28 protein-coding genes and 1 pseudogene are annotated in these 25,740 nt (G+C 70.5%); 11 read left to right on the forward strand and 18 right to left on the reverse strand.

The window, feature by feature from the left end; translation table 11 throughout:
- Window positions 1-5: 5 nt before the first annotated feature.
- Window positions 6-1,091, forward strand: coding sequence for a redox-regulated ATPase YchF (gene ychF, locus AB0368_RS28090; protein WP_366156986.1), 1,086 nt, complete (start codon window positions 6-8; stop codon window positions 1,089-1,091).
- 41 nt (window positions 1,092-1,132) lie between these two features.
- On the opposite strand, the gene AB0368_RS28095 is transcribed toward ychF, so the two are convergent.
- The 4 genes from AB0368_RS28095 to AB0368_RS28110 all read right to left on the reverse strand — a co-directional run bounded on the left by AB0368_RS28095 (window position 1,133) and on the right by AB0368_RS28110 (window position 3,762).
- On the reverse strand, window positions 1,133-1,528 hold the full coding sequence (locus AB0368_RS28095) for a Uma2 family endonuclease (RefSeq protein WP_366157150.1): 396 nt from the start codon (window positions 1,526-1,528) through the stop codon (window positions 1,133-1,135).
- A gap of 58 nt (window positions 1,529-1,586) precedes the next feature.
- Window positions 1,587-2,042 carry a hypothetical protein gene (locus AB0368_RS28100; RefSeq protein WP_366156987.1) on the reverse strand — a complete coding sequence of 152 codons (456 nt, stop codon included), beginning with the start codon at window positions 2,040-2,042 and terminating at the stop codon, window positions 1,587-1,589.
- Window positions 2,043-2,236: 194 nt separating this feature from the next.
- Complete coding sequence (locus AB0368_RS28105; RefSeq protein ID WP_366156988.1) at window positions 2,237-3,187, reverse strand: hypothetical protein; 951 nt, start codon at window positions 3,185-3,187, stop codon at window positions 2,237-2,239.
- Window positions 3,184-3,762, reverse strand: coding sequence for a SigE family RNA polymerase sigma factor (locus AB0368_RS28110; RefSeq protein ID WP_366156989.1), 579 nt, complete (start codon window positions 3,760-3,762; stop codon window positions 3,184-3,186). Before AB0368_RS28110 ends, AB0368_RS28105 begins: the two co-directional genes overlap by 4 nt.
- Window positions 3,763-4,222: 460 nt before the next feature.
- Here AB0368_RS28110 and AB0368_RS28115 point away from each other — a divergent pair, with 460 nt between their 5' ends.
- The gene (locus AB0368_RS28115; RefSeq protein ID WP_366156990.1) at window positions 4,223-4,792 is read left to right on the forward strand and encodes an NYN domain-containing protein; all 570 of its coding nucleotides are present in this window, start codon (window positions 4,223-4,225) and stop codon (window positions 4,790-4,792) included.
- Here AB0368_RS28115 and AB0368_RS28120 read toward each other — a convergent pair whose 3' ends face one another.
- The 4 genes from AB0368_RS28120 to AB0368_RS28135 form a co-directional block, all read right to left on the reverse strand.
- Window positions 4,793-6,130: an MFS transporter gene (locus AB0368_RS28120; RefSeq protein ID WP_366156991.1), complete on the reverse strand. Its 1,338-nt coding sequence runs from the start codon at window positions 6,128-6,130 to the stop codon at window positions 4,793-4,795.
- A 33-nt stretch (window positions 6,131-6,163) separates the two neighbouring features.
- Window positions 6,164-6,646, reverse strand: a complete 483-nt coding sequence (locus AB0368_RS28125) for a hypothetical protein (RefSeq protein ID WP_366156992.1) — start codon at window positions 6,644-6,646, stop codon at window positions 6,164-6,166.
- Between the two features lie 16 nt (window positions 6,647-6,662).
- Window positions 6,663-7,181 (reverse strand): phosphoesterase PA-phosphatase, encoded by a 519-nt coding sequence (locus AB0368_RS28130; RefSeq protein WP_366157151.1) that lies wholly within the window; start codon window positions 7,179-7,181, stop codon window positions 6,663-6,665.
- A 65-nt stretch (window positions 7,182-7,246) separates the two neighbouring features.
- The gene (locus AB0368_RS28135; RefSeq protein WP_366156993.1) at window positions 7,247-8,362 is read right to left on the reverse strand and encodes an aminotransferase class I/II-fold pyridoxal phosphate-dependent enzyme; all 1,116 of its coding nucleotides are present in this window, start codon (window positions 8,360-8,362) and stop codon (window positions 7,247-7,249) included.
- Between the two features lie 59 nt (window positions 8,363-8,421).
- On the opposite strand from AB0368_RS28135, the gene AB0368_RS28140 reads away from it, so the two are divergent.
- Window positions 8,422-8,904, forward strand: a complete 483-nt coding sequence (locus tag AB0368_RS28140) for an Lrp/AsnC family transcriptional regulator (RefSeq protein WP_366156994.1) — start codon at window positions 8,422-8,424, stop codon at window positions 8,902-8,904.
- On the opposite strand, the gene AB0368_RS28145 is transcribed toward AB0368_RS28140, so the two are convergent.
- From AB0368_RS28145 to AB0368_RS28160, 4 genes are read right to left on the reverse strand one after another with little or no spacing between them, the layout of a single operon-like run.
- A complete protein-coding gene (locus tag AB0368_RS28145; RefSeq protein ID WP_366156995.1) occupies window positions 8,893-9,387 on the reverse strand; it encodes an SRPBCC family protein in 495 nt (164 codons plus the stop codon). The two genes, AB0368_RS28140 and AB0368_RS28145, sit on opposite strands and share 12 nt — an antisense overlap.
- Window positions 9,371-9,724 (reverse strand): metalloregulator ArsR/SmtB family transcription factor, encoded by a 354-nt coding sequence (locus tag AB0368_RS28150; RefSeq protein ID WP_366156996.1) that lies wholly within the window; start codon window positions 9,722-9,724, stop codon window positions 9,371-9,373. The genes AB0368_RS28145 and AB0368_RS28150 overlap by 17 nt, the downstream gene beginning before the upstream one ends.
- A gap of 31 nt (window positions 9,725-9,755) precedes the next feature.
- Complete coding sequence (locus tag AB0368_RS28155) at window positions 9,756-10,379, reverse strand: DUF402 domain-containing protein (RefSeq protein WP_366156997.1); 624 nt, start codon at window positions 10,377-10,379, stop codon at window positions 9,756-9,758.
- On the reverse strand, window positions 10,369-10,860 hold the full coding sequence (locus AB0368_RS28160; RefSeq protein ID WP_366156998.1) for a MarR family winged helix-turn-helix transcriptional regulator: 492 nt from the start codon (window positions 10,858-10,860) through the stop codon (window positions 10,369-10,371). The genes AB0368_RS28155 and AB0368_RS28160 overlap by 11 nt, the downstream gene beginning before the upstream one ends.
- Window positions 10,861-10,878: 18 nt before the next feature.
- Here AB0368_RS28160 and AB0368_RS28165 point away from each other — a divergent pair.
- The 4 genes and pseudogenes from AB0368_RS28165 to AB0368_RS28180 form a co-directional block, all read left to right on the forward strand.
- Window positions 10,879-11,091, forward strand: a pseudogene (locus AB0368_RS28165) (NAD(P)H-dependent oxidoreductase); the annotation flags it as partial.
- Between the two features lie 329 nt (window positions 11,092-11,420).
- Window positions 11,421-12,320 carry a G5 domain-containing protein gene (locus AB0368_RS28170; protein ID WP_366156999.1) on the forward strand — a complete coding sequence of 300 codons (900 nt, stop codon included), beginning with the start codon at window positions 11,421-11,423 and terminating at the stop codon, window positions 12,318-12,320.
- Between the two features lie 18 nt (window positions 12,321-12,338).
- Complete coding sequence (locus tag AB0368_RS28175) at window positions 12,339-13,172, forward strand: nucleotidyltransferase domain-containing protein (protein ID WP_366157000.1); 834 nt, start codon at window positions 12,339-12,341, stop codon at window positions 13,170-13,172.
- Complete coding sequence (locus AB0368_RS28180) at window positions 13,169-13,906, forward strand: peptidase E (protein WP_366157001.1); 738 nt, start codon at window positions 13,169-13,171, stop codon at window positions 13,904-13,906. Before AB0368_RS28175 ends, AB0368_RS28180 begins: the two co-directional genes overlap by 4 nt.
- On the opposite strand, the gene AB0368_RS28185 is transcribed toward AB0368_RS28180, so the two are convergent.
- From AB0368_RS28185 to AB0368_RS28200, 4 genes are all read right to left on the reverse strand, one after another.
- Window positions 13,903-15,579 carry a ThuA domain-containing protein gene (locus tag AB0368_RS28185; protein WP_366157002.1) on the reverse strand — a complete coding sequence of 559 codons (1,677 nt, stop codon included), beginning with the start codon at window positions 15,577-15,579 and terminating at the stop codon, window positions 13,903-13,905. The genes AB0368_RS28180 and AB0368_RS28185 overlap by 4 nt on opposite strands.
- On the reverse strand, window positions 15,576-18,368 hold the full coding sequence (locus AB0368_RS28190) for a PQQ-dependent sugar dehydrogenase (protein ID WP_366157003.1): 2,793 nt from the start codon (window positions 18,366-18,368) through the stop codon (window positions 15,576-15,578). The genes AB0368_RS28185 and AB0368_RS28190 overlap by 4 nt, the downstream gene beginning before the upstream one ends.
- A 226-nt stretch (window positions 18,369-18,594) precedes the next feature.
- Window positions 18,595-18,957, reverse strand: coding sequence for a PH domain-containing protein (locus tag AB0368_RS28195; protein ID WP_366157004.1), 363 nt, complete (start codon window positions 18,955-18,957; stop codon window positions 18,595-18,597).
- Between the two features lie 10 nt (window positions 18,958-18,967).
- Window positions 18,968-19,279, reverse strand: a complete 312-nt coding sequence (locus tag AB0368_RS28200; protein WP_366157005.1) for a pterin dehydratase — start codon at window positions 19,277-19,279, stop codon at window positions 18,968-18,970.
- A gap of 182 nt (window positions 19,280-19,461) precedes the next feature.
- Between AB0368_RS28200 and AB0368_RS28205 the strand changes: the two genes are divergently transcribed.
- Complete coding sequence (locus tag AB0368_RS28205) at window positions 19,462-19,899, forward strand: (deoxy)nucleoside triphosphate pyrophosphohydrolase (RefSeq protein ID WP_366157006.1); 438 nt, start codon at window positions 19,462-19,464, stop codon at window positions 19,897-19,899.
- Here AB0368_RS28205 and AB0368_RS28210 read toward each other — a convergent pair.
- Both AB0368_RS28210 and AB0368_RS28215 read right to left on the reverse strand, forming a co-directional pair.
- On the reverse strand, window positions 19,873-21,411 hold the full coding sequence (locus tag AB0368_RS28210; protein WP_366157007.1) for a long-chain fatty acid--CoA ligase: 1,539 nt from the start codon (window positions 21,409-21,411) through the stop codon (window positions 19,873-19,875). The two genes, AB0368_RS28205 and AB0368_RS28210, sit on opposite strands and share 27 nt — an antisense overlap.
- A complete protein-coding gene (locus tag AB0368_RS28215; RefSeq protein ID WP_366157008.1) occupies window positions 21,408-22,580 on the reverse strand; it encodes an acyl-CoA dehydrogenase family protein in 1,173 nt (390 codons plus the stop codon). Before AB0368_RS28215 ends, AB0368_RS28210 begins: the two co-directional genes overlap by 4 nt.
- 54 nt (window positions 22,581-22,634) lie before the next feature.
- Between AB0368_RS28215 and AB0368_RS28220 the strand changes: the two genes are divergently transcribed.
- Genes AB0368_RS28220 through AB0368_RS28230 form a run of 3 tightly spaced genes read left to right on the forward strand, consistent with a single transcriptional unit; the run spans window position 22,635 to window position 25,737 of the window.
- Window positions 22,635-23,264, forward strand: coding sequence for a TetR/AcrR family transcriptional regulator (locus AB0368_RS28220; protein ID WP_366157009.1), 630 nt, complete (start codon window positions 22,635-22,637; stop codon window positions 23,262-23,264).
- Window positions 23,261-24,655 carry an aldehyde dehydrogenase family protein gene (locus AB0368_RS28225; RefSeq protein WP_366157010.1) on the forward strand — a complete coding sequence of 465 codons (1,395 nt, stop codon included), beginning with the start codon at window positions 23,261-23,263 and terminating at the stop codon, window positions 24,653-24,655. Before AB0368_RS28220 ends, AB0368_RS28225 begins: the two co-directional genes overlap by 4 nt.
- Window positions 24,652-25,737, forward strand: a complete 1,086-nt coding sequence (locus tag AB0368_RS28230; protein ID WP_366157011.1) for an alcohol dehydrogenase catalytic domain-containing protein — start codon at window positions 24,652-24,654, stop codon at window positions 25,735-25,737. The genes AB0368_RS28225 and AB0368_RS28230 overlap by 4 nt, the downstream gene beginning before the upstream one ends.
- Window positions 25,738-25,740: the final 3 nt, after the last annotated feature.

Here is a 25,740-nt window from a genome sequence, read left to right on the forward strand (position 1 = left end):
CTGTCGTGAGCCTTACCATCGGGATCGTCGGCCTGCCCAACGTCGGCAAGAGCACCCTCTTCAACGCCCTGACCAAGAACGACGTGCTCGCCGCGAACTACCCGTTCGCGACGATCGAGCCCAACGTCGGCGTCGTGGGGCTCCCCGACGAACGGCTGACCAAGCTGGCCGAACTCTTCACCAGCGAAAAGATCATCCCGGCCCCGGTCTCGTTCGTCGACATCGCCGGCCTGGTCCGCGGCGCCTCGAAGGGCCAAGGCCGGGGCAACGCCTTCCTGGCGAACATCCGCGACGCCTCGGCCATCTGCCAGGTCGTCCGAGCCTTCTCGGACCCCAACGTCCTGCACGTCGACGGCAAGATCTCCCCGGCCGACGACATCGAGACGATCAACACCGAGCTGATCCTGGCCGACCTCCAGACGGTGGAGAAGGCCCTGCCCCGCCTGCAGAAGGAAGCCAAGCTCAAGAAGGACAAGGCCCCGGCGGTGGCCGCGGCGGAGGCGGCCTTCAAGCTGCTCAACGACGGCACCACCCTCTACGCGGGCGCCAAGGCGGCGGGCATCGACCTCGACCAGCTCGCCGAACTGCACCTGCTGACGATCAAGCCCTTCCTGTACGTCTTCAACGTCGACGAGGCGGAACTGGGCAACGCCGCATTCCTGGACGAGCTGCGCGCGCTGGTGGCCCCCGCCGAGGCCATCTTCATGGACGCGAAGATCGAGTCGGAGCTGATCGACCTGCCCGAGGACGAGGCGATGGAGCTCCTCGAGTCGACGGGCCAGACCGAGCCCGGGCTCAACCAGCTCATCCGGGTCGGGTTCCAGACGCTGGGGCTGCAGACGTACCTGACGGCGGGGCCGAAGGAGGCCCGGGCCTGGGTCGTGCCGGTGGGGGCGACGGCGCCGGAAGCGGCCGGGGTCATCCACTCGGACTTCCAGCGTGGCTTCATCAAGGCCGAGATCGTCAGCTATGTCGATCTGATCGCGGCAGGCTCGATGAGCGCAGCGAAGGCGGCGGGCAAGGTACGCATGGAGGGCAAGGACTACATCATGAAGGACGGCGACGTGGTGGAGTTCCGCTTCAACGTGTAGTGATTTTCCGAATCACCGTCTGGCGGACACGGGCGCCCCGCTCAGCTCTTGCGGCCGGGCACCAGCCCATCCAGATCGATCTTGATCGCGTACGGCGTCGTGGTGCGCAGCTCGTGCCGATGGATACCGGTCGGCACGTACGACCGAGTGGGCCCGTCGAGTTCGTAGGCGTGGACCACCGGTGATCCATGCTCGTCCTCGACGCGCCAGTAGTTCGCGATACCGGCTTCCGCGTACTTGCGCAGCTTGACGTTGCTGTCGCGGTGCGCTGACTCCGGCGAGACAACCTCGACGACGAGAAGAGTCTCCTCAGGCGAGTAGAAGGTGCGGGAGGGATCGTAAGGTGCGGTTGTGGCCAGGAGATCCGGCTCGGGGCGATTCCATCTGTCGAGTCGGATCGTGATCAGCGCATGCTGCGGGCCGCCGCGGGTCGGCAGCGGCCGCTCCGGGAGGCTGCGGGCCGCGTCGGAGGAGGCGCCGCATCGTGGAGCTTCGTCAGCCGAGGCGGGTCACGACCCGGCCGGTCGCGTCGCGGCCGGTGACGGCGGTGATGTCGGTGAGCTTCATGTCGTTGCGGCCGGGGGCCGTGCGTGGAAGCCAGACCGCGTAGGCGCCGATCTGGCGTCCGTCGGTGGCAGGCAGCGGACGCACGGCTGCGGTGGCGGTTCGGCCGAACATCGTCACGGAGACGTCGGTGATCGCGCCCCGCGTCGCGCCGATGAGGATGATCTCCTTCGACTGCGGGTCCAGGGGCGCGATGTAGGGCCGGGGTTTGCCCGGGAGCAGCGGTGGTCCCGGCGAGTTCAACGCCGCGGGCGCAGGGTCGCAGAAGACGAACTCGTTCTCTTGACCGTCGACGTGGCGGCCGCTGGTGCGCGCGGCCCGTACGCAGAACGTGTCGTCGTCGAGCCAGGCGGAGGTTTCCCAACCCCGAACGCTCGTGTCCAGCACGGCCGCCGCGTGCTTCGGAGTGGGTGGCGAGGGTTCAGGGGCGGCCCTTCGTACGCTGATGCAGCCTTGTGCGGCGAGGAGTCCGGCGATGGCTGCCAGGCAGGCTGAAGCGAAACGGCGGCGCATGTCGAAAGTATCCCCCGCTTCCCGTGGCCCCGCGACGGCCTCGACCGTCGCGAGACCATGTCGGCAGCTCAGCAGTAGCAGGCGTAGGTCCAGCCGATCCGGTAGTTCAATGTCACGCTCGGGGTGCTGAAGGGCAGTTTCACAGTGCTGGCGCCCGAAGCCGAGCGTTGGTCCGACGAGCCGCGGGTGCTGCTGCCGTGCCATTCCACCTTGTGCAGCGTCCTGTCCCACGTCACCGACCAGCCGTCGTCGCACAGCGGCGCCTGATAGGAGACCTCGATGATGTAGGCGAGGTTGATGCCGACGTTGTGGCAGTCGTTGCCGGGCAAGTTGGCCGCGGGCGACGCTTCGATGATCTCAGCGCTGGCACCGGACCAGGAGATCTGCGTGTACCCCTTCTGCAGTTCCTTGCCACCGCCGAGCACTCCAGTGCCCCAGCCGTGCCCGGTGCCGGAGCCCGCGGCGTACCAGGCGCGAGGATCAGAGGCGGTTTCGGCGTACAGCTTGTAGCAGCCGGACCACTCGAATTTGGGATCTGGTTGGACATCCTCGCTGTAGGCGCATCCGGAGCTGGCGATCGGCGGCTCGTCCAATGTGCCCTGGGGCTGCGCTTGGCGCCTGGCCTGTTCCGGGCTGAAACCGGCGGCGATCGCGTCCTTGTAGACGCTGCGCCCGGCGGCTTGGTAGGTGGCAGCCTGCTTGGCCGACGAGGCGCGGCTCAAGGCGTGCGGGTCGAGGATCTGTACAGAGCGGTCGTACACGCGCCGGCCGTCGGGCAGGGTCGCGACCGCGCCGGAACCGGTGAAGACCACCGTAGCCCCGGTGGGCGCCACGACGGTGATGCCCTCGGTGTAGTGCATCTTTTGTGCCGATCCGCCGTAGAGCGGTTCGATAGACAGCAGAGCTGGCTGCCACGTGTCCTTTCCACCGCCGGGTTGGGCCAGCGTCGGCCCGGACAGCAGCATCGACCCGGCCAGTAGCGCGGCGGACACGGCCGCGAGCGTGCGAAGCAACTTCATGAACTGGCTCCTTCGTCAACCATTGGGATGTGTCGATGCGTACACGTCGGTGCCGGCTGTGCGTGCTGCATGCGGAGGGGGCGGCTGCCTAAATCGCGCCGAAGCGCTGCGATAGCCCTTACTGTCTGGCTCGTCACCGTCCCGGGTGTGCACCCCAGGATCCGGGCCGTTTGCTCGACGCTGAGGTCGTTGAAAAATCGCAGGACCACGACGGCGCGTTGCCGCGGACCGAGGCGCTGCAAGGCGGGCAGCAGCTGCGCGCGGTCGTCCACCGCGGCGAGGTGATCCGGCGCCGGCGTGGCGTCGCCCATCGCATCCCTCACCACCTCCAGTCGTCGGTGTGCTCGGCGCTGCTCGGTCAGGTAACTACGCAGCACTACCTGCCGGGCGTACGCGCCCAGTGCCGCGCGGCGTTGCAGCCGGTCCCACCGCTGGTGCAACTTCCACAACGTCACCTGCACAAGGTCGTCCGCCTCGTGCCAGTCGCCGCAGATGTCGTAGGCCTCTCGACGCAACCAACGCCGGATTACCTGGGCGAATACCTCGAATGGCACGTCGCTTGAGTCGCCGGCCATGAGCTGTCCCCGCTTCCCCGCTGCGATCGGGCCCTCCTGTGCAGCACGCCGGAAGTCCCGAGGTGTGTACGCCTTGAGTCCTTTCCGGCTTTCGAGTGATGGCACCGCATCAAGATCGCCGGCCCGCGTGCGGCGTTCTCGTCACCCCGCCCGCGGAGACCCCGCGTCGCTCCACGTGTCCGAGAGGTCAGCATGGCAAGTGCATACATGGCCTTCTATAGGTAGATCTACCTATATCTGCCTATCAGTGCGTTTTGATCTCCGGCTGTATCACCTTTGGTGAGTCGTGGCGGAGACGAGGTATGCCACGGTTCGACGTCGGCCGGGTCCAGTCGGCGCGGAGGCTCCAGGGGGGGAGCCGACAATTCCTGATCGACGCCCGGTCCAGGGGCCTCTCCGGGCGACCGGAGGGCCCTGGATAGCCTGCTCGCTAACGACCTGGAGAGGCTGAGGTGCGACCATGGGCGACCCGAGCGGCGTCACATATCTGCTCATCGATGGCGAGAACATCGATTCGACCCTGGGGCAGCAGATCCTGGAGCGCCGGCCCAACTCCGACGAGCGGCCGCGGTGGGAGCGCCTGCGATCCTTCGCCGCCGAGGAGTGGGCGCAGCCGGTCAAGGCGTTGTTCTTCCTCAACGCGTCGTCGGGGCAGTTGCCGACGCCGTTCATCCGGGCCCTGCAGTCCATGGACTACCGGCCCATCCCGCTGTCGGGCTCGCCCGGGCAGAAGGTCGTCGACATCGGCATCCAGCGCACGCTCGACGCCATCGGTCGCCGGCGGGGAGACGTGCTGCTGGGCAGCCACGACGGGGATTTCCTGCCGCACCTGGGCCGGCTGCTGGACGCCGACGACCGGCGGGTGGGTGTCGTCGGCTTCCCCGAGTTCTTCAACGCGGGCTTCGCCAACTTGGTGGACGACGGCCTGACGCTGTTCGACCTCGAGGCCGACGCGCACTGCTTCACCAGCGTCTTGCCCCGGGTGCGGATCATGCCGGTCGACACGTTCGACCCGGAAGCTTTCCTCTGATCAGGCGGGAACGGTCTGTGGCATCGCGACCCGTGCCGCGACCAGCATCGTCAGGACACCCAGGACGGTGGTGAACGTGAACGGGCCGAGGAACGGCGCCACCCCGAACAGCAGCCCGGCCACCGCCAGCGAGCCGCTGCCACCGACCGCGTCCGTGATGCTCTTCGCCGCCGTGTTGAACCCCTGTTCACCCGGCGCCGAAGCGGCCAGCACCAGGGTGCTGATCCGGGGGTACAGCGTCCCCATGCCCGCGCCCGCGGCGAACCAGCCCAGCGCCGCCATCGCCGGGTGCAGATGCAGCCAGGCCGTGACGAGTTCCATCGCGGCGCCGCCGGTGAGTAACGCCGCGCCGGTTCGCAGCCACACGCCCGGATCCGCCCGCTCGCCCAGCCGGGCCTGCACCGCCGAGCCCAGCGCCCACGCCAGCGCGCCCGCGGTCAGCGTGATGCCGGAGAGCCAGGTCGGCAGGCCGTACCGGTCGTGCAGGAGGAGTGGCAGGTAGACCTCCGTACCGAAGAAGACGCCGCCGGCGGTCGCGCAGAGGGCGACCGCGGCGGGCAGGCCCGGACGGATCCGGTACGTGCCCACCGGTACGAGCCTGCGCAGGGCGACCGCGATCACGGCGAGTGCCACCGCCGCGAGGAGCCAGGCGAGTCCGCCGCCGAGGTCGCCGAGCGAGCTCAGTGCCACCGCCGCGAGCGCGACGACGGCCGCCCGGGCGATGCGGCGGGCGTCGTCCGCTGAGGCCCGGATGCGGTCCGGCGGGGGACGGTCGCGGCCGCGCAGCGCCGGCAGCATCAGGGAGGTGGCCACCGCGACGAGCAGCACCACGCCCAGGAAGACCCAGTGCCAGCTCAGGGCGTCGGCCACCAGTCCCGCCACGAACGGGCCGACCATCGACGGCAGCACCCACGCGGACGCGAAGGCACCGAAGATCTTGATGTGCAGGTCGGCGGGGTAGGCGAGGGCGACCAGGACGTACAGGGCGACGGTCTCGCCGCCCGCGCCCAGCCCCTGCAGGAAACGCCCCGCGGCGAACACCGGCATCGTCGTGGCCGTGCCCGCGACCGTCAGGCCGGCCGCGAAGAGCAGGATCGCGACGATCAACGGTACGGCGGGTCCGCGCCGGTCCGCCCACGAGCCGAAGGCCACCATGCCCACGACGGCGGCTGCCATCACGGACGAGAACGCGAGCGCGTAGAGGCCGCGCCCGTGCAGGTCGGCGGTGACCTCCGGCATGATCGTGGTGACGGCGATGGCCTCGAACGCGGCGAGGAAGACCAGACTCCAGGCGCCGACGGTGGTCAGGGCGTACGGGCGCTGCAGGATTCCGGTCACCGCAGCAACGTAGAACCTCAACCGGGGTCGAGGTCAACGGGCCTCGTGAACGCGGATGAGGCGCTGCGACAGGGTGGCCGCGAAGGAGATCAGGCCCATGCGTACGCCGAGGGCCCGGTGCGGGTGCGCGTGCCCGTCGCGTTCCAGTGCGCCCAACCAGCGCTTCTCCAGCCTGCGCCCGCCGACCATCGTGGCGACGGAGACGGCGACCGCCGCCCCGGTAGCGGCGAGGCGAGCCTTACTGATCGGCCGCGGCGGCACCTCGTCGGAAAGCATCTCGGCCTCGTCGGGAACGGCGCGGGTTTCGCCGGTTACGGCGCGGGTCTTGGCGGGGATGGCGCTGGGTTCGTCGGGGAAGGCCCAGTCGCGGACCGAGGCCATGCCGGAGAGCGCGACCACCGCCCCGGCCCGGCTCAGCCTGCGCTTGGCGGGCGGCAGTTCCCCGGCCGCGACCCACACACCGGTCAGCAGTCCCTGCAGGGCCGCCGCCCCGACGGCTCGTACGTAGGTGTCCATGTCCCGACGGTAAGGATCACGATCCACTCAGGGCGGGGAACACCGTGGCCGCGATCAGCGCGCCGACGATCGCCCCGGCGACGACCTGGGCCGGGGTGTGTGCCGACAGCCGGATCCGGGCCCAGCACGCCAGCAGTACCAGCGGCAGGCTGAGGAGGGCGGCCGGGCCGTAGAGCGCGGTGAGGGTCGCGGCGGTGCCGGCCGCCACGCCGGCGTGGATCGACATCTTCCACCAGTGCGTCACCGCCGTGAACACCAGCAGCCCGGTGCCGCCCGCCGCGAGCAGTGCCAGCACCTCGCGAGGGGCGCCGAGGACGATCAGCGCCACCAGGCCGACGGTCACCGAGGCGATGCCGAACAACAGCGGTACGCGGCGGTGCTCGCGTTCCGGGATGTGGTGATCGGTCAGCCGGCCGGTGCGGACGCCGCGGAGGACGTACGCCAGCGGGATGCCCGCCGCGAACAGTGCGCCGGGCAGGCCCCACCAGCGGGAGACGCCCGGTGCGGCGCCGGCGTGCCAGCCGACCAGCAGCATGAGGCCGGCCACCAGGACCGCCGGGGCGAAGATCTCGGAGGCGATCCGGGCGGCGCGGTCGGCGGTCACCCCTCGATGATCGCAAGCGCCTTCGAGAGGTCCGTCCACAGGTCGTCCACATCCTCGAGGCCGACCGACAGGCGCAGCAGCCGGTCGCTGATGCCGCCGTCGGCCCGCGACTCCGCGTCGATCACGCCATGGGTGAGCGAGGCCGGGTGCTGGATCAGGCTGTCGACGCTGCCGAGGCTCACCGCCGGGGTGATCAGCCGGACCGCACCCACCACCTCCCGCGGGTCGCCGGTGACCTCGAAGGCCACCAGGGCGCCCATGCCGGGGTAGTGGACCTTCGCGACGGCGGGGTGGGTGGAGAGCCGCGTGGCCAGGGTCGCGGCCGTTTGCGAGGACGCCTTCATCCGTACGGGAAGAGTCGACAACCCCCGCAGCAGCAGGTAACCGGCCAGCGGATGGAGCATGGCGCCGGTCGCGAAGCGGATCTGGCGCAGCCGCCGCGCGAAGTCCTCGGTGGTCGCTACCACCCCGCCCAGCACGTCGCCGTGGCCGCCGAGGAACTTCGTGGCGCTGTGCAGCACGATGCGCGCACCCGACTCGGCCGGCCGCTGCAGCACCGGGGTGGCGAACGTGTTGTCCACCAGCAGCGGTACGTCACCGCAGGCGTCGGCGAGGGCGCGCAGGTCCACCGTGGCGAGCGTCGGGTTGGCGGGGGACTCGACGATGACCAGGCCGGTGTCGGGGCGCAGGGCCGCCCGTACCGTTTCCGGGGTCGCCCAGGTCACGGAGGTGCCGAGCAGGCCGGAGGCGAGCAGGTGGTCCGTGGTGCCGTACAGCGGGCGGACGCCGACGACGTGCGGCTTGCCGGCCGCGGCGACCGCGAGCAGGCAGGCGGTCAGCGCCGCCATGCCGCTGGCGAACGCCACGCCGTCGTCGCAGCCCTCGAGCTGGGCCAGGGCCTGCTCGAAGCGGTCCACGGTGGGGTTGCCCACCCGGCCGTAGACCGGAGGGCCGGGAATGCGCTCGCCGGTGGCGAGCGTCTCCAGCCGGGCCGCCTCGGCTTGGGTGTCGCGCGCGGGGTAGGTGGTGGACAGGTCCAGGGGTACGGCGTGCAGCCCCAGCGCGACCAGGTCGTCGCGCCCCGCGTGCACCGCCCGGGTGGCAAGCTCCATGGGAGGAGTTTCGGCGGGGTGGCGGCCTCGTGGGCAGATCACCGAATAATGTTCGGGTCATGGGCGCAGATCTACAGTTCGATCCGGTTGATGTGGCGATTCTGCGCCTGTTGCAGAACGACGGCCGGATGCCGAACAAGGATCTCGCCGCGGCGGTGGGTGTCGCGCCGTCGACCTGCCTGGACCGGGTGGCGCGGCTGCGCCGGGCCGGCGTGATCACCGGCTACGCGGCGCAGGTCGATCCGGCGGCGGTCGGCCGGGACGTGGAGGCGCTGCTCATGGTGCAGGTGCAGCCGCATGCCCGGGGTGTGGTCGATCCCTTCGTTGCCCACGTGCTGTCCCTGCCGGAGACGCGGGCCCTGCACCACGTGACCGGGGCCGACGACTTCGTGGTGCACGTGGCCTGCGGCAGCAGCGCCGACCTGCAGCGGCTGGTGCTCGACGAGTTCACCGCGCGGCGGGAGGTCGGGCGGGTCCACACGTACCTCATCTTCTCGACGTGGTCCGGGCCGCCGGTCCTGCCGTACGCCTCAGGCGAGTGAGACCGCGACCTGCTCGAGCGCATCCATGGACTCCTGCATGCCGCCCTCCATGCCCGAGGCGATGACGGCGTCCCGGCCGGCCCGGTCGCCGTGCTCGCTGAGCATCTCCATGCGGGTGCGGCCGTCCTTCTCGGTGAAGGTGGTCGTCACCAGGGCCGCGTTCCCGTCCGGGTCCGGGATGCCCTCGTACGCCTCCGTGTTCACCAGCCGCTCGGGCTCCTGGATCTCGCGATACTCGCCGTGGAAGGCGACCTCGAACCCGCCGCCCGCCTCCATCACGTAACGCCACCGGCCGCCGACGCGCAGGTCGACCTCGGCGCTGGTGACGGTGCCCCGCTCACCGCTCCACCAGCGCTTGATCAGTTCCGGGGTGGTGAACGCCTTCCACACCAGCCGGGCCGGCGCGTTGAACTCGCGCGTGACGAGGATCTGGGTGTCCGTGGGGAGGGTGACCTTCGCCGTGCCCCTAGTCGTGGCCGTCATCGCGTGCCTCCGCTTCCTTGAGCTCTTCGAGTACGTCGTCCATGAGGTCGAGCCGTGCGTTCCAGGACTGCTCGTACTTGCGCAGCCAGTCGTGGATGGGCTTCAGCGGTTCGGCGTTGAGCCGGTAGAGCCGCCGCCGCCCGTCGTCGCGGACGTGCACCAGGTCCACCTCGCGCAGGACGCGCAGGTGCTTGGAGACCTGGGGCTGGGCCAGGCCGAGCAGCTCGACGAGGTCCCCGACCGGGCGTTCGCCCTGCGCGAGAAGGTCGAGGATCTGCCGCCGCCGGGGCTCGGCCACCGCGTTGAAGGCGTCCGTCGTCGTTGCCGCTCGTGCCATGCCGGCAATCATATACCCATAACGGAATACGTCAAGCGGGTACGTCCCAGCAGGCCGGCAGCGGCGCCGGCCCCCAGTCGCAGCTGAAGTCCCGCCAGCAGCCGTCGAACGGGAACTCCGCGGTGGCCACGAGCTTGATGATCCGCTCGCCCTCGGCTCGGATCTTGTCGCCCTCCGGCCCGGGATGGGCGGCGGCGAACTCCTCCTCGTCCTTCCAGAACCACTGTCGGTCGGCGGTCACCAGCAGGTCGAGCGTCCGGTCGTGGGAGTCGGTGCCGCCGCTCCAGCGCCGGGCGGGCGTCTCGAGGTTGACGTACCAGCCCGCGAAGGTGCCGTCCGCCAGCCAGCTCCACGAGATCGCGGAGCCGGCGGACGGGGGCAGGAGGAGCAGGGATTTGAAGGTCTCGCGTACGGAAGGGGACAGCATCGTCGGGATCGCCAGCTCCTGGGCGACGGGGAGGTGGCGGGTGGGCGTACCCGTGAGATCCGTCCGTCGCATGGTGGCCGAGCCGATGTCGCTCCACAGGAACAACCCGCGCTCGTCGTCGGCGACGACGAAGGCGGCCTGGGCGGCGGCTAACCGGCCGTCGGCGTGCAGGAAGCGGCGGACGACGGTGCTGCGGGGCGGGAAGGTGGGCAGGCTGTCACTCGGCACAGCCCGCACTGTCGCACGGGGACGCCGTGTCGTAGGTCATCGCGGTGAGCGCGGCGGCGAGCCGGTCCAGGTCGAGCTCGCCGAGGTGGTCGAAGATGTGCCGGCGCACGCTGGCGAGATGACTGGGCCAGGCGTCCTGCAGGCGCGCGAGCCCGGCATCGGTGAGGACGGCGTTGGCGCCGCGCCCGTCGTTCTCGCAGCGGATCCGTTCGAGGTAGCCCAGCGACTCGAGCCGGGCGACGAGGCGGGTCATGCCGCTCAGGGACATGTCCGCGGCGGCGGCGAGCTCGCTCATTCGCATGTTCCGGCAGGGCGTCTCGGAGAGGTGGCGCAGGACCGAGTACTCGCTCAGCGACATCCGCTGGTCGCGTTCGAGGTCCGCGTCGAGCATCCGGGGCAGCATCCGCATGAACCGGCCGAGCGCCCGCATGACCGCCTCTTCCTCCTGGCTGAGGGGCTGGGGCGTAGGCGCGGGGGGCATGACTTTGATCGTACGACCGCACACGACGGCTTCGTGATGGTCACGCCCGAGTACAACCACGCGACCTCGGGCGCGCTGAAGAACGCGATCGACTTCCTCTTCGCCGAGTGGAACAACAAGGCCGTCGGCTTCGTCGGGTACGGCTCGGTCGGCGGTGCCCGGGCGATCGAGTCCCTGCGGCTGGTCGTCGGTGAGCTGATGATGGCGGACGTCCGCGCCGCGGTGACGCTCGCCGCCGTCGCCGTCGCCGTCGCCTGAGAAACGCTGGGTGGCCCGCCGGCTCAGCAGGCCACCCAGGTGCGGCCCTTCTTGTACGTCCACGAGCAGCTGTCGAGCTGCCGTACCTCCAGGTGTCGTGGGCCTGCTCCGGCATTCTCCGAAGGTTGCCCGGCGGCAACGAGCATCCCCGCACAGTGGGTCGGGCGGTGTCGCAAACCCGTCGGTCGTCGCGCGGTCATCCTTTCGGGTGCGGCTGCGACGCTGGCGCTGCGCGCGGACGGCCGCACAATGCTGGGGTGCTAAACCAGACATCTAGTGATTCCTGGCAGCATTTGCTTGAAATGCCGCGAAAGTCATTCTGGGCCCGGCTGCCGTTCGCCGTCCGGATGAGTACGGCCGGGCTTGGGGTGCTCGCCCTGGTCGCCGGGACGGCAGGCGGGGTGGCCGCGATGACCGGCGCCGACCAGGCCCGTCCGGTCACCGCCGTCAAGCAGGAAGCTGTGGTCGCCGCGCCGCTCGAGGTGCCGGCCCTGCCGTCGGCCGTACCCGGTGAGGGGAGCGTCGGGAACGCCGCGGACGTCGACATGGTCCCGGTCGACGACGACCGCTCCGGCTCGGGGGAGGCGGACCGTACGGCGACGCGCGGCCCGCGCCGGACCGAGGCTCCGGTCGCGCCCGCGCCGCCGGCCACGAAGCCCAGGGCGGCCGCCGCTGCCGATCCTTCCGCCGCGGGTCCCGCCGTCCGCATCGTGCAGGTCTCCGAGACGCAGACCATCCCGTTCCGCACCATGCTGGTGCGTGACCCGTCGCTGCCGCCCGGCAGCAAGCGGGTGCAGACCCGCGGCGTGCCCGGCGAGCGGGTTCTGCACTACGAGGTGACCTACACCGGGACCAAGGAGACCGCGCGGCGGTTGATCGACTCGACCGTCACCCGTGAGCCCACCCACCGGGTGATCGCCTTCGGCAATCGCCGCGGCGACGGCGACGGCGGCCACGACCACCACGGCGGTCCGGGCTGCGGTCACGGCGACCGGGAGTGCACGCCGGTGGGACGCAGCGCGGTGTGCAGCGACGAGACCAAGCCGGAGGAGGAGAATCTCCTCGACCAGCACCTGGGCCTGCTCAGCTCCGCGGACCTGAACGCCCTGGACCTGACCTTGCCTTGCGAGGACGGGGCCGAGCCGGACGTACCGGCGCAGGCAGAGCCCGCGCCGAAGGTGGAGCCCGCGCCGAAGGAGTGAACCGGGGAGGATGGCGGCGTGGCGGTGAGCGATGCGCGACTGCAGGAACTGGCGGCGCGCCTGGTGCGGGTGCCGGGGATCGTCGGGGTGGTGCTGGGTGGCAGCCGGGCCCGCGGCACCCACACGCCCGACTCCGACACGGATCTGGGTCTGTACTACCGCCCGCCGCTGGACGTCGGCGCCCTCAACGCCCTCGCGCGTGAGGTGGGCGGTCCAGCCGGCAGTGTCACCGCGCCCGGGGAGTGGGGGCCGTGGGTGGACGGTGGCGGGTGGCTCACCGTCGCCGGCGCGCCCGTGGACTGGATCTACCGTGATCTCGACCGCGTCGCCCGGGCCGTGGAGGATGCCCGGCAGGGTCGCTACTCGTTCCATGCGCAGGCCGGTCACCCTTTGGGCGTCCCGGATTTCACGTACGCGGGAGAACTGGCCCTGGGTCTGATCCTGGCCGATCCCTCCGGTGAGCTGGCCGCGCTGCAGGGCCGCACCCGGGCCTACCCGCCGGCGCTGCGGGACGCGGTGATCTCCGGCCTGTGGGAGGCCGACTTCCTGATCGGCGTGGCCCGCAAGGCCGTGTCCCGGGGCGACGCGAGCTACATCGCCGGCTGCCTCTTCCGGATCACCGGGATCTGCGCCCACGCCCTGCACGCCGCCGCCGGACGGTGGCTGATCAACGAGAAGGGTGCGGTGGCCGCGGCGGCCGCGCTGCCGGGTGCGCCGGAGCGGTTCCGGCACCGCGTCGACGCGCTTTTCGCCGGGGTGGACGGCGATCCGCTGCATCTCGCCGAGACCCTGGACGCGGCCGTGGACCTCGTTCTGGAGACCGCCGACGCGTGCGCCATGATGGCGCGATGACGGCCGACGAACCCACCATCCTCGCCACCAGCGCCGGCTTCGAGCGCGGCAAATACGGCATCTTCGACCTGCGCCCCGGCGCGATCCACCACTTCGCCGCCGAACTGGCGAAGGCGGGCCCGACGGCGAAGGTCTGCTTCCTGCACCAGGCCATCGGCGACCCGGAGAACTGGATCGGCGCGACGTACGCCGCCTTCGCACGGACCACGTACCGCACCTCGCACCTGCAGCTGTTCCCGATGCCCAACCACGACGACATCCGCGCGCACCTGCTGGATCAGGACGTCATCTGGGTGAACGGCGGCAGCGTCGCGAACCTCTGCGCGGTCTGGCGGGTCCACGGCCTCGACGAGATCCTGCACGACGCGTGGCAGTCCGGCGTCGTGCTCGGCGGCGTCTCGGCCGGGTCGATCTGCTGGCACGCCGGCGGCAGCACCGACAGCTACGGGCTGGAGCTGCGCGGGTTCACCGACGGACTGGGCTGGCTGCCGTACAGCAACGGGGTGCACTACGACGCCGAGGAGCAGCGCCGGCCGAAGATGCACGAGCTGATCGGCGACGGCACCCTGCCCGACGGGTACGCCACCGACGACGGCGCCGGGCTGGTCTACCGCGGCACCCGGCTCGCCGAGGTGGTGGCCGACAAGGAAGGCCCGCAAGGGTACGAGCTCAGGCGGGCAGCGGACGGTTCGGTCATCGAGACACCGCTGCCCACCCGCGTGCTGAAGTACTAGGGGAGCGTCCACTTCTGGTTGGCGGCACCGGCGATGCAGTCCCAGATGTGGATCTGCTGGCCGTCGGCGGGGTTGTTGCCGGACACGTCGAGGCAGCGTCCGGCCTGCGGGTTGCGGATCGTGCCGTCGGCCTGGGCGGACCACGTCTGGGCCGCGGTGCTGTTGCAGGTGTAGAGCTGCACCTTGGTGCCGTTGGTCCGGCCGCCGCCGGCGACGTCCAGGCACTTGCCGAGCGCCTTGAGGGTGCCGCCGGCGGTGACGGTCCAGGTCTGCGCGGCGGTGTTGTTGCAGGTGTAGAGCTGGATCTTGGTGCCGTCGGCGGTGCCGGCGCCCGCCACGTCGAGACACTTGCCGGCCAGGCCCGAGATCCGGCCGGTGCGGTCCGCCGGCGGGTTCCCGCCGAGTTCCTTGATGCGGACGTTGCGGAAGGCCGCGTCGTCGCCGTCGCCGTGGTTCTGCAGGCCGATGTGGCCGGCCAGCGAGCGGGCCGGGTCGGTGTTGGTGAAGTCGTTGATCTTCGTGCCGTTCAGGAAGACCTGCAGGTGCTCGCCCTCGACGAGCAGCTCGTAGGTGTTCCACTCGCCGGGCGGGTTCAGCGCGGCGTCGCGGGCGGCGAGGTCGGCGGACTTGAAGGTGTAGACCGCGCCGGTGGTCCGGTCCGCGGCGTCCGTGGCGTCGATCTGGACCTCGTAGCCGTTGTTCACCGCCGACCACGGGTCGGTCGAGGGCGGGAAGCCGATGAAGACGCCGGAGTTGTCGTCGCCGGCCAGCTTCCAGTCGAGCTTGAGCGAGTAGTTCGTGAACTGCTTGGCGCTGTACCAGTACAGGCCCATGCCGCCGGTCGAGGTCAGGGTCGCGTCCGCGTTGGTGAAGCCGCCCGGACCGGCCTGGGACCAGCCAGTGGTCGAGCCGTTGTAGAGCGCGGTGTAGCCGACCTCGGGACGGCAGTCGGCGTTGGTCTGCCCCGCCGCGTACCGGATGCCGCCGAGCAGGTGCGCGCGGAAGGCGGGATCGGCGTACGACTCCTGGGTGTGCCCGCCGCCGGTGTAGAACGAGCGGCCGGCGGAGAGCGTCTTGCACCAGGCGTGCGGGTGGTCCGCGCCCATGCCACCGCCGGAGTACGTGCTCTCGTCCAGGCTCGCCAGCACGTGCGCGGTCGAGCGGGCGTTGGTGCGGTAGTTGTACCACTCGTCCGTACGGTTCCAGCGCTGCGGCAGGTGGGCGGTCGCCGCATGCGCGCGGTCCTCGACGACCACGGTGGCCGGCTGGATGGCCGGGTGCGAGGCGAACCAGGCGCCGACCAGCTCGCCGTAGAACGGCCAGTCGTACTCGGTGTCGGCGGCGGCGTGCACGCCCACGTATCCGCCGCCGCCGCGGATGTAGCTCTCGAAGGCGGTCTGCTGGGCGGCGTCGAGCACGTCCCCGGTGGTGTTGAGGAAGACCACCGCCTCGTAGCCGGCCAGCCCGGCGGTGGTGAAGACGGCCGGGTCCTCCGTCGCGGTGACCGAGAAGCCGTTCTGCGCGCCCAGGTCGCGGATGGCCTGGGTGCCGGCCGGGATCGAGTCGTGCCGGAAGCCGGCCGTCCGGGAGAAGACCAGCACGTCGTACGGGTCGTCGGCGACCGCCGCCGGGGCGGGGATCAACAGCAGAGCCGCGAGCAGTTTACCGATCATGGCAGCACCCATTTCTGGTTGGCCGCGCCGGCGATGCAGTCCCAGATGTGGATCTGCTGGCCGTCGGCGGGACTGTTGCCGGACACGTCGAGGCAGCGCCCCGACTGCGGGTTGCGGATCGTGCCGTCGGCCTGGGCCGACCAGGTCTGGGCCGCGGTGTTGTTGCACGTGTAGAGCTGCGCCTTGGTGCCGTTGGCGGTGGCGCCGCCGGCCACGTCCAGGCACTTGCCGAGCGCCTTGATCGTGCTGTTCGGCGTGACCGTCCAGGCCTGCGCGGCGGTGGTGTTGCAGGTGTAGAGCTGGATCTTGGTGCCGTCGGCGGTGGCGCCGCCGGCCACGTCCAGGCACTTGCCGGCCAGGCCGCGGATCGGGCCGGCGACGTTGAACGTGAACGCGTCCACGTCGAACAGCGCGCCGGCGCCGCCGGAGAAGGTCAGGTAGAGCGTGCCGGCCGCGGCCGGTGCGCCGCTGATCGTCCCGGTCACGTTCGTGAACGTCTCCCACCCGCCGGTCACCGGCACGGTGACCGAGCCGAGCACCGCGCCGGTCGGTGAACCGGTACGCACCTGCAGCGTGCCGCCCGCGCCGCCGGAGGAGACCCGGGCGGTGAACGACGTCGCCTTGTCCAGCCGGTACGGCTCGAACGATACCCAGTCGAAGTTGTCAATGTTGCCGACGGTCTTGCCGCCCTCGGCCTGCGTCTTGGTGATCGGGTCGACGCCGGAGGAGGCCTTGTAGTGCTCGGCCTGGCGGTGCCGCGGCTGCAAGGTGTGCTGGGTGTGCGTGGTCAGGCCGCCGGCATCGGTGTACTCGGCGTCGAAGATCGCGAAGATGTTCGCCGCCGAGTCGTGCTCACCGTCGACGGGGATGGTGATGGCGCCGGTGCACCCGTTCTGCGAGGTGATCTGGTGGCCGTGGCTGTCGTGGCCGAGGACGTACGTCATCTTCACCGTGGCGCAGTCGATGGACGTGTCCTCCGGGTCGGTGACCGTGATGGAGAACGGGACGGTGTCGCCGTACGAGAAGAGCGAGCCGTTGAGCGGGTTGTTGATCCGGACCGTCGGGGCGGTGTTGCCGACCGTGATGGCGACGCTCGCCGTGCCGGTCAGGCCCTCGGTGTCCCGGACGGTCAGCGTCGCGGTGTACTTGCCGTTGGTGGTGTAGGTCTTCGTCGGGTTGGCCGCCGTCGAGGTGCTGCCGTCGCCGAAGTTCCACGAGTACGTCAGCGCGCCGTGCTCGGGATCGGACGAGCCCGCCGAGGAGAAGGTGACCGGCAGCGGCGCCTGCCCGGACGTACGGTCGGCGCTCGCCACGGCGGTCGGCGCCCGGTTGGAGCCGGCCAGGTAGTCGAAGCGGTACAGCGCCGAGTTGGCGTCGCCGTTGAAGTAGCCGGTGCCGTAGTCGAGGACGTAGAGCGAGCCTTCCGGCCCGAACGCCATGTCCATGACCTGCTTGCCGGCCCACGGGAACGAGGAGATCTCGCCGACCGAGCCGTCGGCGCCGACGTGGATGGACTTGATCCAGCCGCGGCCGAGCTCGCCGGCGAAGAAGTGGCCGTCGAGGTCGGCGGGGAACTTCGTGGGCGAGGTCAGATTCGGGTCGAAGCGGTAGACCGGGCCGCCCATCGGGGACTCGGAGCCGGTGCCGAACTCGGGCGGGGTGCCGGTGTCGCCGCCGTACTTGATCCAGGCCGGGCGGGCCGGGGGCAGCTTGCTCTGCCCGGTGTTGCGGAACGAGTTGTTCGTCGGACCGCCGGCGCAGTCGTACTTGGGTCCGGTGCTGTTGGTGGCGAAGTTCCACTCGTTGTACGTCTCCGTGCTCGTGTTCGAGCCGGTGCAGTACGGCCATCCGTAGTTGCCGGGGCTGGTGATCCGGTTGAACTCGACCTGCCCGCCCGGCCCGCGGTTGGGGTCGGTCGCACCCGCGTCGGGGCCGTAGTCGCCGAGGTAGACGACGCCGGTCGCCTTGTCGACGCTCATCCGGAACGGGTTGCGGAAGCCCATGGCGTAGATCTCGGGCCGGGTCTTCGCGGTGCCGGGGGCGAACAGGTTCCCGCCCGGGATCGAGTACGTCCCGTTGGCGTTCACCTTGATCCGCAGCACCTTGCCCCGCAGGTCGTTGGTGTTGCCGGCGCTGCGCTGGGCGTCGTAGCCGGGGTTGCGGTCGGTGCGCTCGTCGAGCGGCGAGTAGCCGGCGGAGTCGAACGGGTTGGAGTCGTCGCCGGTGGACAGGTAGAGGTTGCCCGCCGCGTCGAAGTCGATGTCGCCGCCCACGTGGCAGCAGAGCCCGCGGTCGGCCGGCACGTCGAGCACGTCGACCTTGCTGCCGGTGTTGAGCGTGAAGTCGGCGTTGAGCGTGTAGCGGGAGAGCCGGTTGACGCCCTGCCAGTTGCCCCACGTCGAGCCGGAGGCCGGGGCGTCGCCGGAGGGGGTGGACAGCGGCGGCGCGTAGTACAAGTAGATCTGGCGGTTGGTGGCGAATCCCGGGTCGACGCCGACGCCCTGCAGGCCCTCCTCATCGTGGCCGTAGACGGCGAGCGTGCCGATGACGGTGGTGGTGCCGTTGGCGTCGGTGCGCCGCAGGGTTCCGTTGCGGGCGGTGTGCAGCACGGACCGGTCGGGGAGTACGGCCAGTGCCATCGGCTCGCCGACCTCCTCGACACCCTTGGCGAGGGTCACCTGCTGGTAGTCGTCGGGGTTGACGTCGTGGGCCTGTGCGGGGGCGGCGACGGCGACGAGCAGGCCCGCAGTCAGCACCGCCACCGCGGCACCCGATCGATATCTGGGCATGCATCGATATCTGGAGGACATGGGGGTTCGTCCTTTCCTGACGTGGGGAGGGCCAGGACGTGGGGGGAGCGCCAGGCGGCGGCGTAATAACGGTGTAACGGTGAGGAAACATTAAGCACTTCTGGATCAGGTGTCCATACTTTTCGATCTGTGGCATGGACTTTTGTCTATGAAGACAAAAAGGTGCGCCACCCCGGCGGGGCGGCGCACCTCGAACGTTCGGGCGTCAGGACGCGTAGTGCAAGATCACGTTGTGCACGTGGTGGGTCTTCTCGGAGCCGCGGAACTCGACCTCGTACACGTGCTGGCCGACCGTGATGGCGATGGTGCCGGTGGAGAAGTACTGCCCCGCCCAGCTCTTGTTGCTGACCACGCTCACGCTGCTGATCTTCGAATACGGGATGCTGGTGATCGCGAAGCGCTTGCCGACGAACGACTTGTCCTGGATGATCACCCGGCGGTCCGTCAGGCCGATGAACCCGGTGCCCACGCCGACCGCGTCGTAGACCGCGATGACCTGCTCGCCCTCGAGGAGGCCGGACGCGACCTGCTGGTACTGACCCTTGTTGTCGTACACCGGAGCCGTCATGGCGCCAAGATTACTGAGGGCCCACCACTGTGCGGTACGCATCCTCGATCCGCGCCGCCAGGGTTACCTCACCATCGGTGATGGCGCCGCCGTCCGACGCGCCGAGAAGGATCTGCGTGTGACCGTTCGTACGCTGGATCCGCGGACGCAGACGCAGGGTGTCGGCAGCCACCTTGATGCGCTCGGTCAGTGCGGCGTGCTGGCTCTCGTCGCAGGCGAGCACGCGTTTGAGCTGGACGCCGTCTCGCGTCCAGCCGCCCAGCACCGCGAGCGCGTCGCTGAGGTAATCGGGGCGGGTACCCCGTAGTTTCCTGCCCCGCATGGCCGCACCTCCCTGGCGTCGTTGCCGGCTTGTGGCCAAACTGTCGCCATGTCGTCATGGTCGGTGCCCACAGTCTTGCCTCCGCCGTCAATGATGTCCACGCCCACATATCCGTGTTCTCGTGACGATCGGGACGCATCGTTCAACCTGAACGGATAAGTTTTGTGGCACGCTGTTGGCTCATGGCCCTTGGACAGCACGTCAGCAGCGCATCGTCACCGAGAGTGATCGTTGCCGCCGTGATCGTCATGGCCGGCCGGGTGCTGGCGTGCGAGCGGTCCGCGCCGCCGGAGGTCGCCGGGCGCTGGGAATTCCCCGGCGGCAAGGTCGAGCCGGGGGAGACGGACGCCGAGGCGCTGACCCGCGAGTGCGCGGAGGAGCTCGGCGTCCGGGTCGAGGTGGGGGCCCGGGTCGGGCCGGACGTGCCGCTGGCGCACGGCCGCGCCGTCCTGCGCGTCTTCGAGGTGACGCTGCAGGACGGCGACGTGCCGCGCGCGCTGGAACACACGGCGATGCGCTGGCTCGCCGTCGACGAACTCGGCAGCGTGCCGTGGCTGCCCGCCGACGAGCCGATCGTGGCCGAACTGCCGGCGCTACTGACCGCCGATCGTCCGGCGTAGCTCCCGCTTCAGCACCTTGAAGCTGGGTCCCATCGGCAGTTCCTCCACGATCCGGACCTGGCGCGGGTACTTGTGCTTGCCGAGGCGCTCCTTCGACCACTCGATGAGGTCGTCGGCGGCGACACCGCCCTGATCCGGGACCACCACCGCGCAGATCTCCTCGCCGTGCACCTCGTCGGGCACGCCGATCACCGCCACCTGTACCACGCCGGGATGGCGGGCCAGCACCTCCTCGACCTCGCGCGGATAGACGTTGAAGCCGCCGCGGATGACCAGGTCCTTCTTGCGGTCGACGATGGTGATGAAGCCCTCGGCGTCCTTGGTGCCCAGGTCGCCGCTGCGGAACCAGCCGTCCACCAGCGCCTGCGCGGTGTCCTCCGGCCGGTTCAGGTAGCCGGCGAAGACGTTGTGCCCGCGGATCACGATCTCGCCCAGCTCGCCGGTGGGCAGCAGCTCGATCCGCTCGTCGACCTCGGCGCGGGCGATCTCCACCTCCACGCCCCAGACCGGGTGGCCGATCGTGCCGGGCCGGGTGCCGAACGCCGGCTGGTTCGTGGTGGCGGTCGGGGAGGTTTCGGACAGGCCGTACCCCTCGTAGACGGTGGCGTGGAAGGTCTCTTTGAACTTGTCCAGCACCGCCACGGGCAGCGACGCACCGCCGGAGAAGCAAAGCCGGAGCTGAGGCAGCTTGTCGGCCTTGGCGGCGGCCTCCAGCAGGCCGATGTACATCGTCGGTACGCCGAGGAAGACCGTCACGCCCTCGCGGACCATCAGGTCGATCGCCGCCTCCCCGCCGAAGCGGGCCATCATCACGAGCGTCCCGCCGAGGCGGAAGGTGCCGTTCATGCCGACGGTCTGGCCGAACGTGTGGAACAGCGGCAGGCAGCCCATCACCACGTCGTCCGGCCGGCAGTCGTGGGCGTCGATCACGTTGACGGTCGCGTTCATGACCAGGTTGAGGTGGGTGAGGAGGGCGCCCTTCGGCTCGCCGGTGGTCCCGCTCGTGTAGAAGACCACCGCGACGTCCTCGGCCTCGCGGGACACGTACGACGGCAGCGGTGCCACCGAGCCGGCGGCGTCCTCCAGCCGCTGCGGTGCGTCCGGCAACCCGTCCGGCAGCGGGCCGACGCTGATCAGCTTGACGCCGGCCTTCTGCGCGGCGGCCGCCGCGGTCTTCAGCTGGCTGGAGTGCGCCACGAGCACGCCGGCGCCGCTGTCGCGCAGGGCGTACGCCATTTCGTCGGCGGTGAGCAGCAGGTGCACGGGGACGACGCGCGCGCCGGCCGCCAGGGCGCCGTAGTAGACCCGGGGGAAGTCGGTGACGTTGGGGACCAGCACGGCTACGGCGTCGTCCGGGGCGACGCCGAGCTCCCGGAGGCCCGCCGCATAGGAAAGGGACTGCTGCCAGAGATCTCGGTAGGTCGTCCTGGTCGCGCCGTCGACCACCGCGATCTTGTCGGGATAGCGGCGTGCTGCTTCGGCAAGGATGGTGGCCAACGACAACATGGTCATGCCAGGTGCCCTCCGATCTTGGTGTACCCGCGAAGCAGGTCGCGGGCGATGATGAGGCGTTGCATCTCGTCGGTGCCTTCGTAGATGCGCATCAGGCGCACCTGGCGGTACCAGCGTTCGATCGGGAGCTCTCGGGTGTAGCCCATGCCGCCGTGGATCTGCATCACCCGGTCGACCACGTTGTTGACCATGGCGGCGCCGTACAGCTTGGCCATCGAGGAGGGGTGCCGCGGGTCCCAGCCCTGGTCCACGGTCCAGGCGGCCTTGAGGATGAGCCAACGGGCCGCCTCGAGCTCGACCTCGGAATCGGCGAGCATCCATTGGATCGCCTGGTTGTCACCGATCTTGCGGCCGAAGGTCTCGCGGGTGTTGGCGTACTCGAGCGCCATGCCGAGCGCCCGCTCCGCGATGCCGAGGGCGTTCGACGGGATGAGGTAGCGGCCCTTGCCGATCCACATCATGCCCAGCTCGAAGCCCTGCCCGACCTCGCCGAGGATGTTGCGGTGCGGCACCCGGACGTCCTCGAAGATCAGCGCCGCCGGGCCGCCCTCGCCCATGGTCTGGATGAACTCCGAGCGCCAGCCCATCGAGCGGTCGACGAGGAAGGCGGTGGTGCCGCCGCCGCGGACGCCCTTCTCCCGGTCCGTCACGGCGACGACGATGACGAAGTCGGCGTCGTTGCCGTTGGTGATGAAGGTCTTCTCGCCGTTGAGGATCCAGTCGTCGCCGTCGCGGCGGGCGCTGAGCTTGATGTTCGCGGCGTCCGAGCCGGCGCCGGGCTCGGTGATCGCGAAGCAGGAGATCCGCTCCCCCTCGATGGTGGGGATCAGGTACTCCTTCTTCTGCTCGTCGTTGGCGTAGAAGAGGATGTTGTCCGCCTCGCCACCGAACCGGAACTGGACGAAGGTGTGCCCGATCTCGGTCCAGATCAGGGACTGCAGCACGGCTGGCAGGTTCATCCCGCCGTACTCCTCCGGGGTCGACAGGCCCCAGAAGCCGAACTTCTTGGCCTTCAGCTGCAGCTCCCGCAGCTCACTGTGGTCCAGGCCCGGCTGATGCAAGCGTTCGCGCCGCAGAGCCTCCTGCTCAAGAGGCATGACCTCGCGGGTGATGAACTGTCGGGCGGTGTCGCGGACCGCCCGCTCTTCGTCGCTGAGTGAAAAGTCCACGTGCTAAAACTAGCGGTGTAAGTTTTCCGGAGTCCATAGGTCAGGAGCGTCAAAATGGCCCGCCCCCGCGGAACGCTGCTCACCCGCGAGCGCATCGTCGAGGTGGCCGGGGTCCTCGTGGACGCCGAAGGGCTGGAGGCCGTGTCCGTGCGCCGGCTCGCCACCGAGCTGGGCGTCGCCGGGCCGTCGCTCTACAACCACTTTCCCACGAAGAACGAGATCCTCGACGCCGTCGCCGACGCGGTGGTCGCCGAGGTCGACGTGTCGTTCTTCGCGACGCATGAGTGGCAGGAGGCGCTGCGGCTCTGGGCGCACTCGTATCGCGGGGTGCTGCTGCAGCACCCGAACATGGTGCCGCTGTTCGCTTCGGGCCCCGGCCGCCGGCCGGCCGCGCTCGCCATGGCCGACACCGTGTACGGCGGCCTGATCGCGGCGGGCTGGCCGCCGGCGCGGGCCACCCACATCGGCGCGCTGATGCGCTACCTCGTCACCGGCGCGGCGTTGGGCTCCTTCGCCATGGGCTTCGACGAGGACCCGCAGGTGTACGCCGAGCGCTACCCGCACCTCCGAGACGCCCACCTGCTCGCCGAGCACCGCAGCAGCGTCGACGAAGGCGCGTTCGCGCTCGGCTTGGAAACCGTCATCTCCGGCCTCGAGGCCATGAAGAACGGAGTGCTGCGATGAACCGGGACAGGTTGTACATCAACGGCCGGTGGGTCGCCCCGTCGTCGGACGAGACGATCGCGGTGGAGAACCCGGCGACCGAGGAGATCCTCGGGCACGTCCCGGCCGGCACCGCCGGGGACGTGGACCGGGCCGTCGCCGCCGCCCGAGCCGCCTTCGACGGCTGGGCGGCCACCTCAATGGCCGAGCGCGGCGCCGTCCTCGGCAAGCTGCACGAGGCGCTCGCGGCGCGGGCCGCCGACATCGCCCGCACCGTCGGGCTCGAACTCGGCACGCCGCTCAAGATCGCCCAGGCGGTCCAGGCCGGACTGCCGCTCGCGGTCCTCCGGGGGTACGCCGACCTGGCGGCCCAGCCGGTACGCGAGGAGACGATCGGCAACTCGCTGGTCGTACGCGAGCCGGTGGGCGTGGTCGGGGCGATCACCCCGTGGAACTACCCGCTGCACCAGATCGTGGCCAAGGTGGCGGCCGCCCTCGCCGCCGGCTGCACCGTGGTGCTCAAGCCGAGCGAGCTGACGCCGCTGACCGCGTACCTGCTGTTCGACGCGGCCGAGGAGGCCGGGTTGCCCGCGGGCGTGCTCAACCTGGTGCCGGGGACCGGTGCGGTGGTCGGCGCCGCGATCGCCGGGCATCCGGACGTCGACATGGTGTCCTTCACCGGCTCCACGGCCACCGGCCGGGCGATCTCGCACGCCGCGGCCGACCGGATCGCCCGGGTCGCGCTCGAGCTGGGCGGCAAGTCCGCCAACGTGATCCTGGAGGACGCGGACGTCACCAAGGCGGTGCGGGTCGGCGTCGGCAACGCGTTCCTCAACTCCGGTCAGACGTGTACTGCGTGGACGCGCATGCTCGTGCACCGCAGCCACTACGACGCGGCGGTCGAGCTGGCCGCGTCCGCTGCCGAGTCGTTCCGCACGGGAGACCCGTTCGACGAGGCGACCCGGCTCGGCCCCCTGGTCTCGGCGGCGCAGCGCGAGCGGGTACGCGGATTCATCGAGCGCGCCGACGCCCGGATCGTCGCGGGTGCTGCGCCCGTACCGGAGAAGGGCTATTTCGTGGCGCCCACGGTCTTCGCGGACGTGGATCCGCACAGCGAGCTCGCCCAGGAGGAGATCTTCGGGCCGGTCCTGTCGATCATCGCGTTCGACGACGACGACCACGCGGTGCGGATCGCCAACGACTCGCGCTACGGCCTCGCCGGCGGCGTGTGGGGTAGCCAGGAGCGGGCGCTGGCGGTGGCGCGGCGGATGCGGACGGGAGCGGTCGACGTCAACGGCGGCGCGTTCAACCCGCTGGCGCCGTTCGGCGGTTACAAGCAGTCCGGCATCGGCCGTGAGCTCGGCGTGCACGGTCTCGGCGAGTTCCAGCAGACGAAGGCGATCCAGCAGTGACGGCATACATCAACGCCCTCGTGGCGCGCGGCCCCGGCGCCACGCCCGCGGTCGAGGAGATCCACCTTCCCGAGATCGGCCCCGGCCAGGTCCGGGTCCGCATCCGCGCGGCCGGCGTGTGCCACTCCGACCTGTCGATGGTCAACGGGACGCTCAGCCCGCCGTACCCGCTGATCCTCGGCCACGAGGCGGCCGGCGAGGTGGTCGAGGCGGGAGCGGGCGTCACGCGCGTCGCCCCGGGTACGCACGTCGCCCTCAACTGGTCCCCGCCCTGCCGCGACTGCTGGTTCTGCACCCACGGCGAACCGTGGCTGTGCTCGGCCGCGAACGTGGCGGCGCTCGAGAACGGCAGCACGCTCGGCGGGGCGCCGGTGCACGTGACGCTGGGGCTGGGCGCGTTCGCGGAGCAGGTCGTGGTGCCGGAACGGGCCGTCATCCCCGTACCGTCGGAATTGGCCTGGGAAAGTGCGGCACTGCTGGGCTGCGCGGTGCTGACCGGCACCGGCGCGGTGCGGAACACCGCGAAGGTGGCCGCGGGCGACTCGGTGGTCGTGATCGGCCTGGGCGGGGTCGGCCTGTCGGTCGTGACCGCGGCGCGGGCCGCCGGGGCGGCGTCGGTCATCGCGGTGGACGTGTCGGAGAGCAAGAAGGCGCTTGCCGATGTGGCCGGGGCGACCGACTTCGTGGTGTCCGGCGAGACGCTCTCCAAGGAGATCCGGTCGCGCACGTCCGGCCGGGGTGCCGACCACGCGTTCGAGTGCGTGGGCCGGGCGGCGACGATCCGCGCGGCCTGGCGGAGCACCCGGCGCGGCGGGCAGGTCACGGTCGTCGGCATGGGCCGGGCGGACGACATGGTGCAGCTGAGCGCGCTGGACATCTTCTCGTCGGCGCGAACCCTGCGGGCCTCGGTGTACGGGTCGGCCGATCCGGACGCCGAGGTGCCGCAGCTGGCTCGCGAGGTGGTGTCCGGGGCACTGAACCTGGACCACCTCGTGACGGACCGGATCGGGCTGGCCGACGTGCCGGCCGCCTTCGAGCGCATGGCGCGCGGCGAAGGCGCCCGCTCGGTCGTCGTGTTCTGACGC

It is taken from the genome of Actinoplanes sp. NPDC051475 (genome assembly GCF_040689425.1).
GTDB lineage: Bacteria > Actinomycetota > Actinomycetes > Mycobacteriales > Micromonosporaceae > Actinoplanes.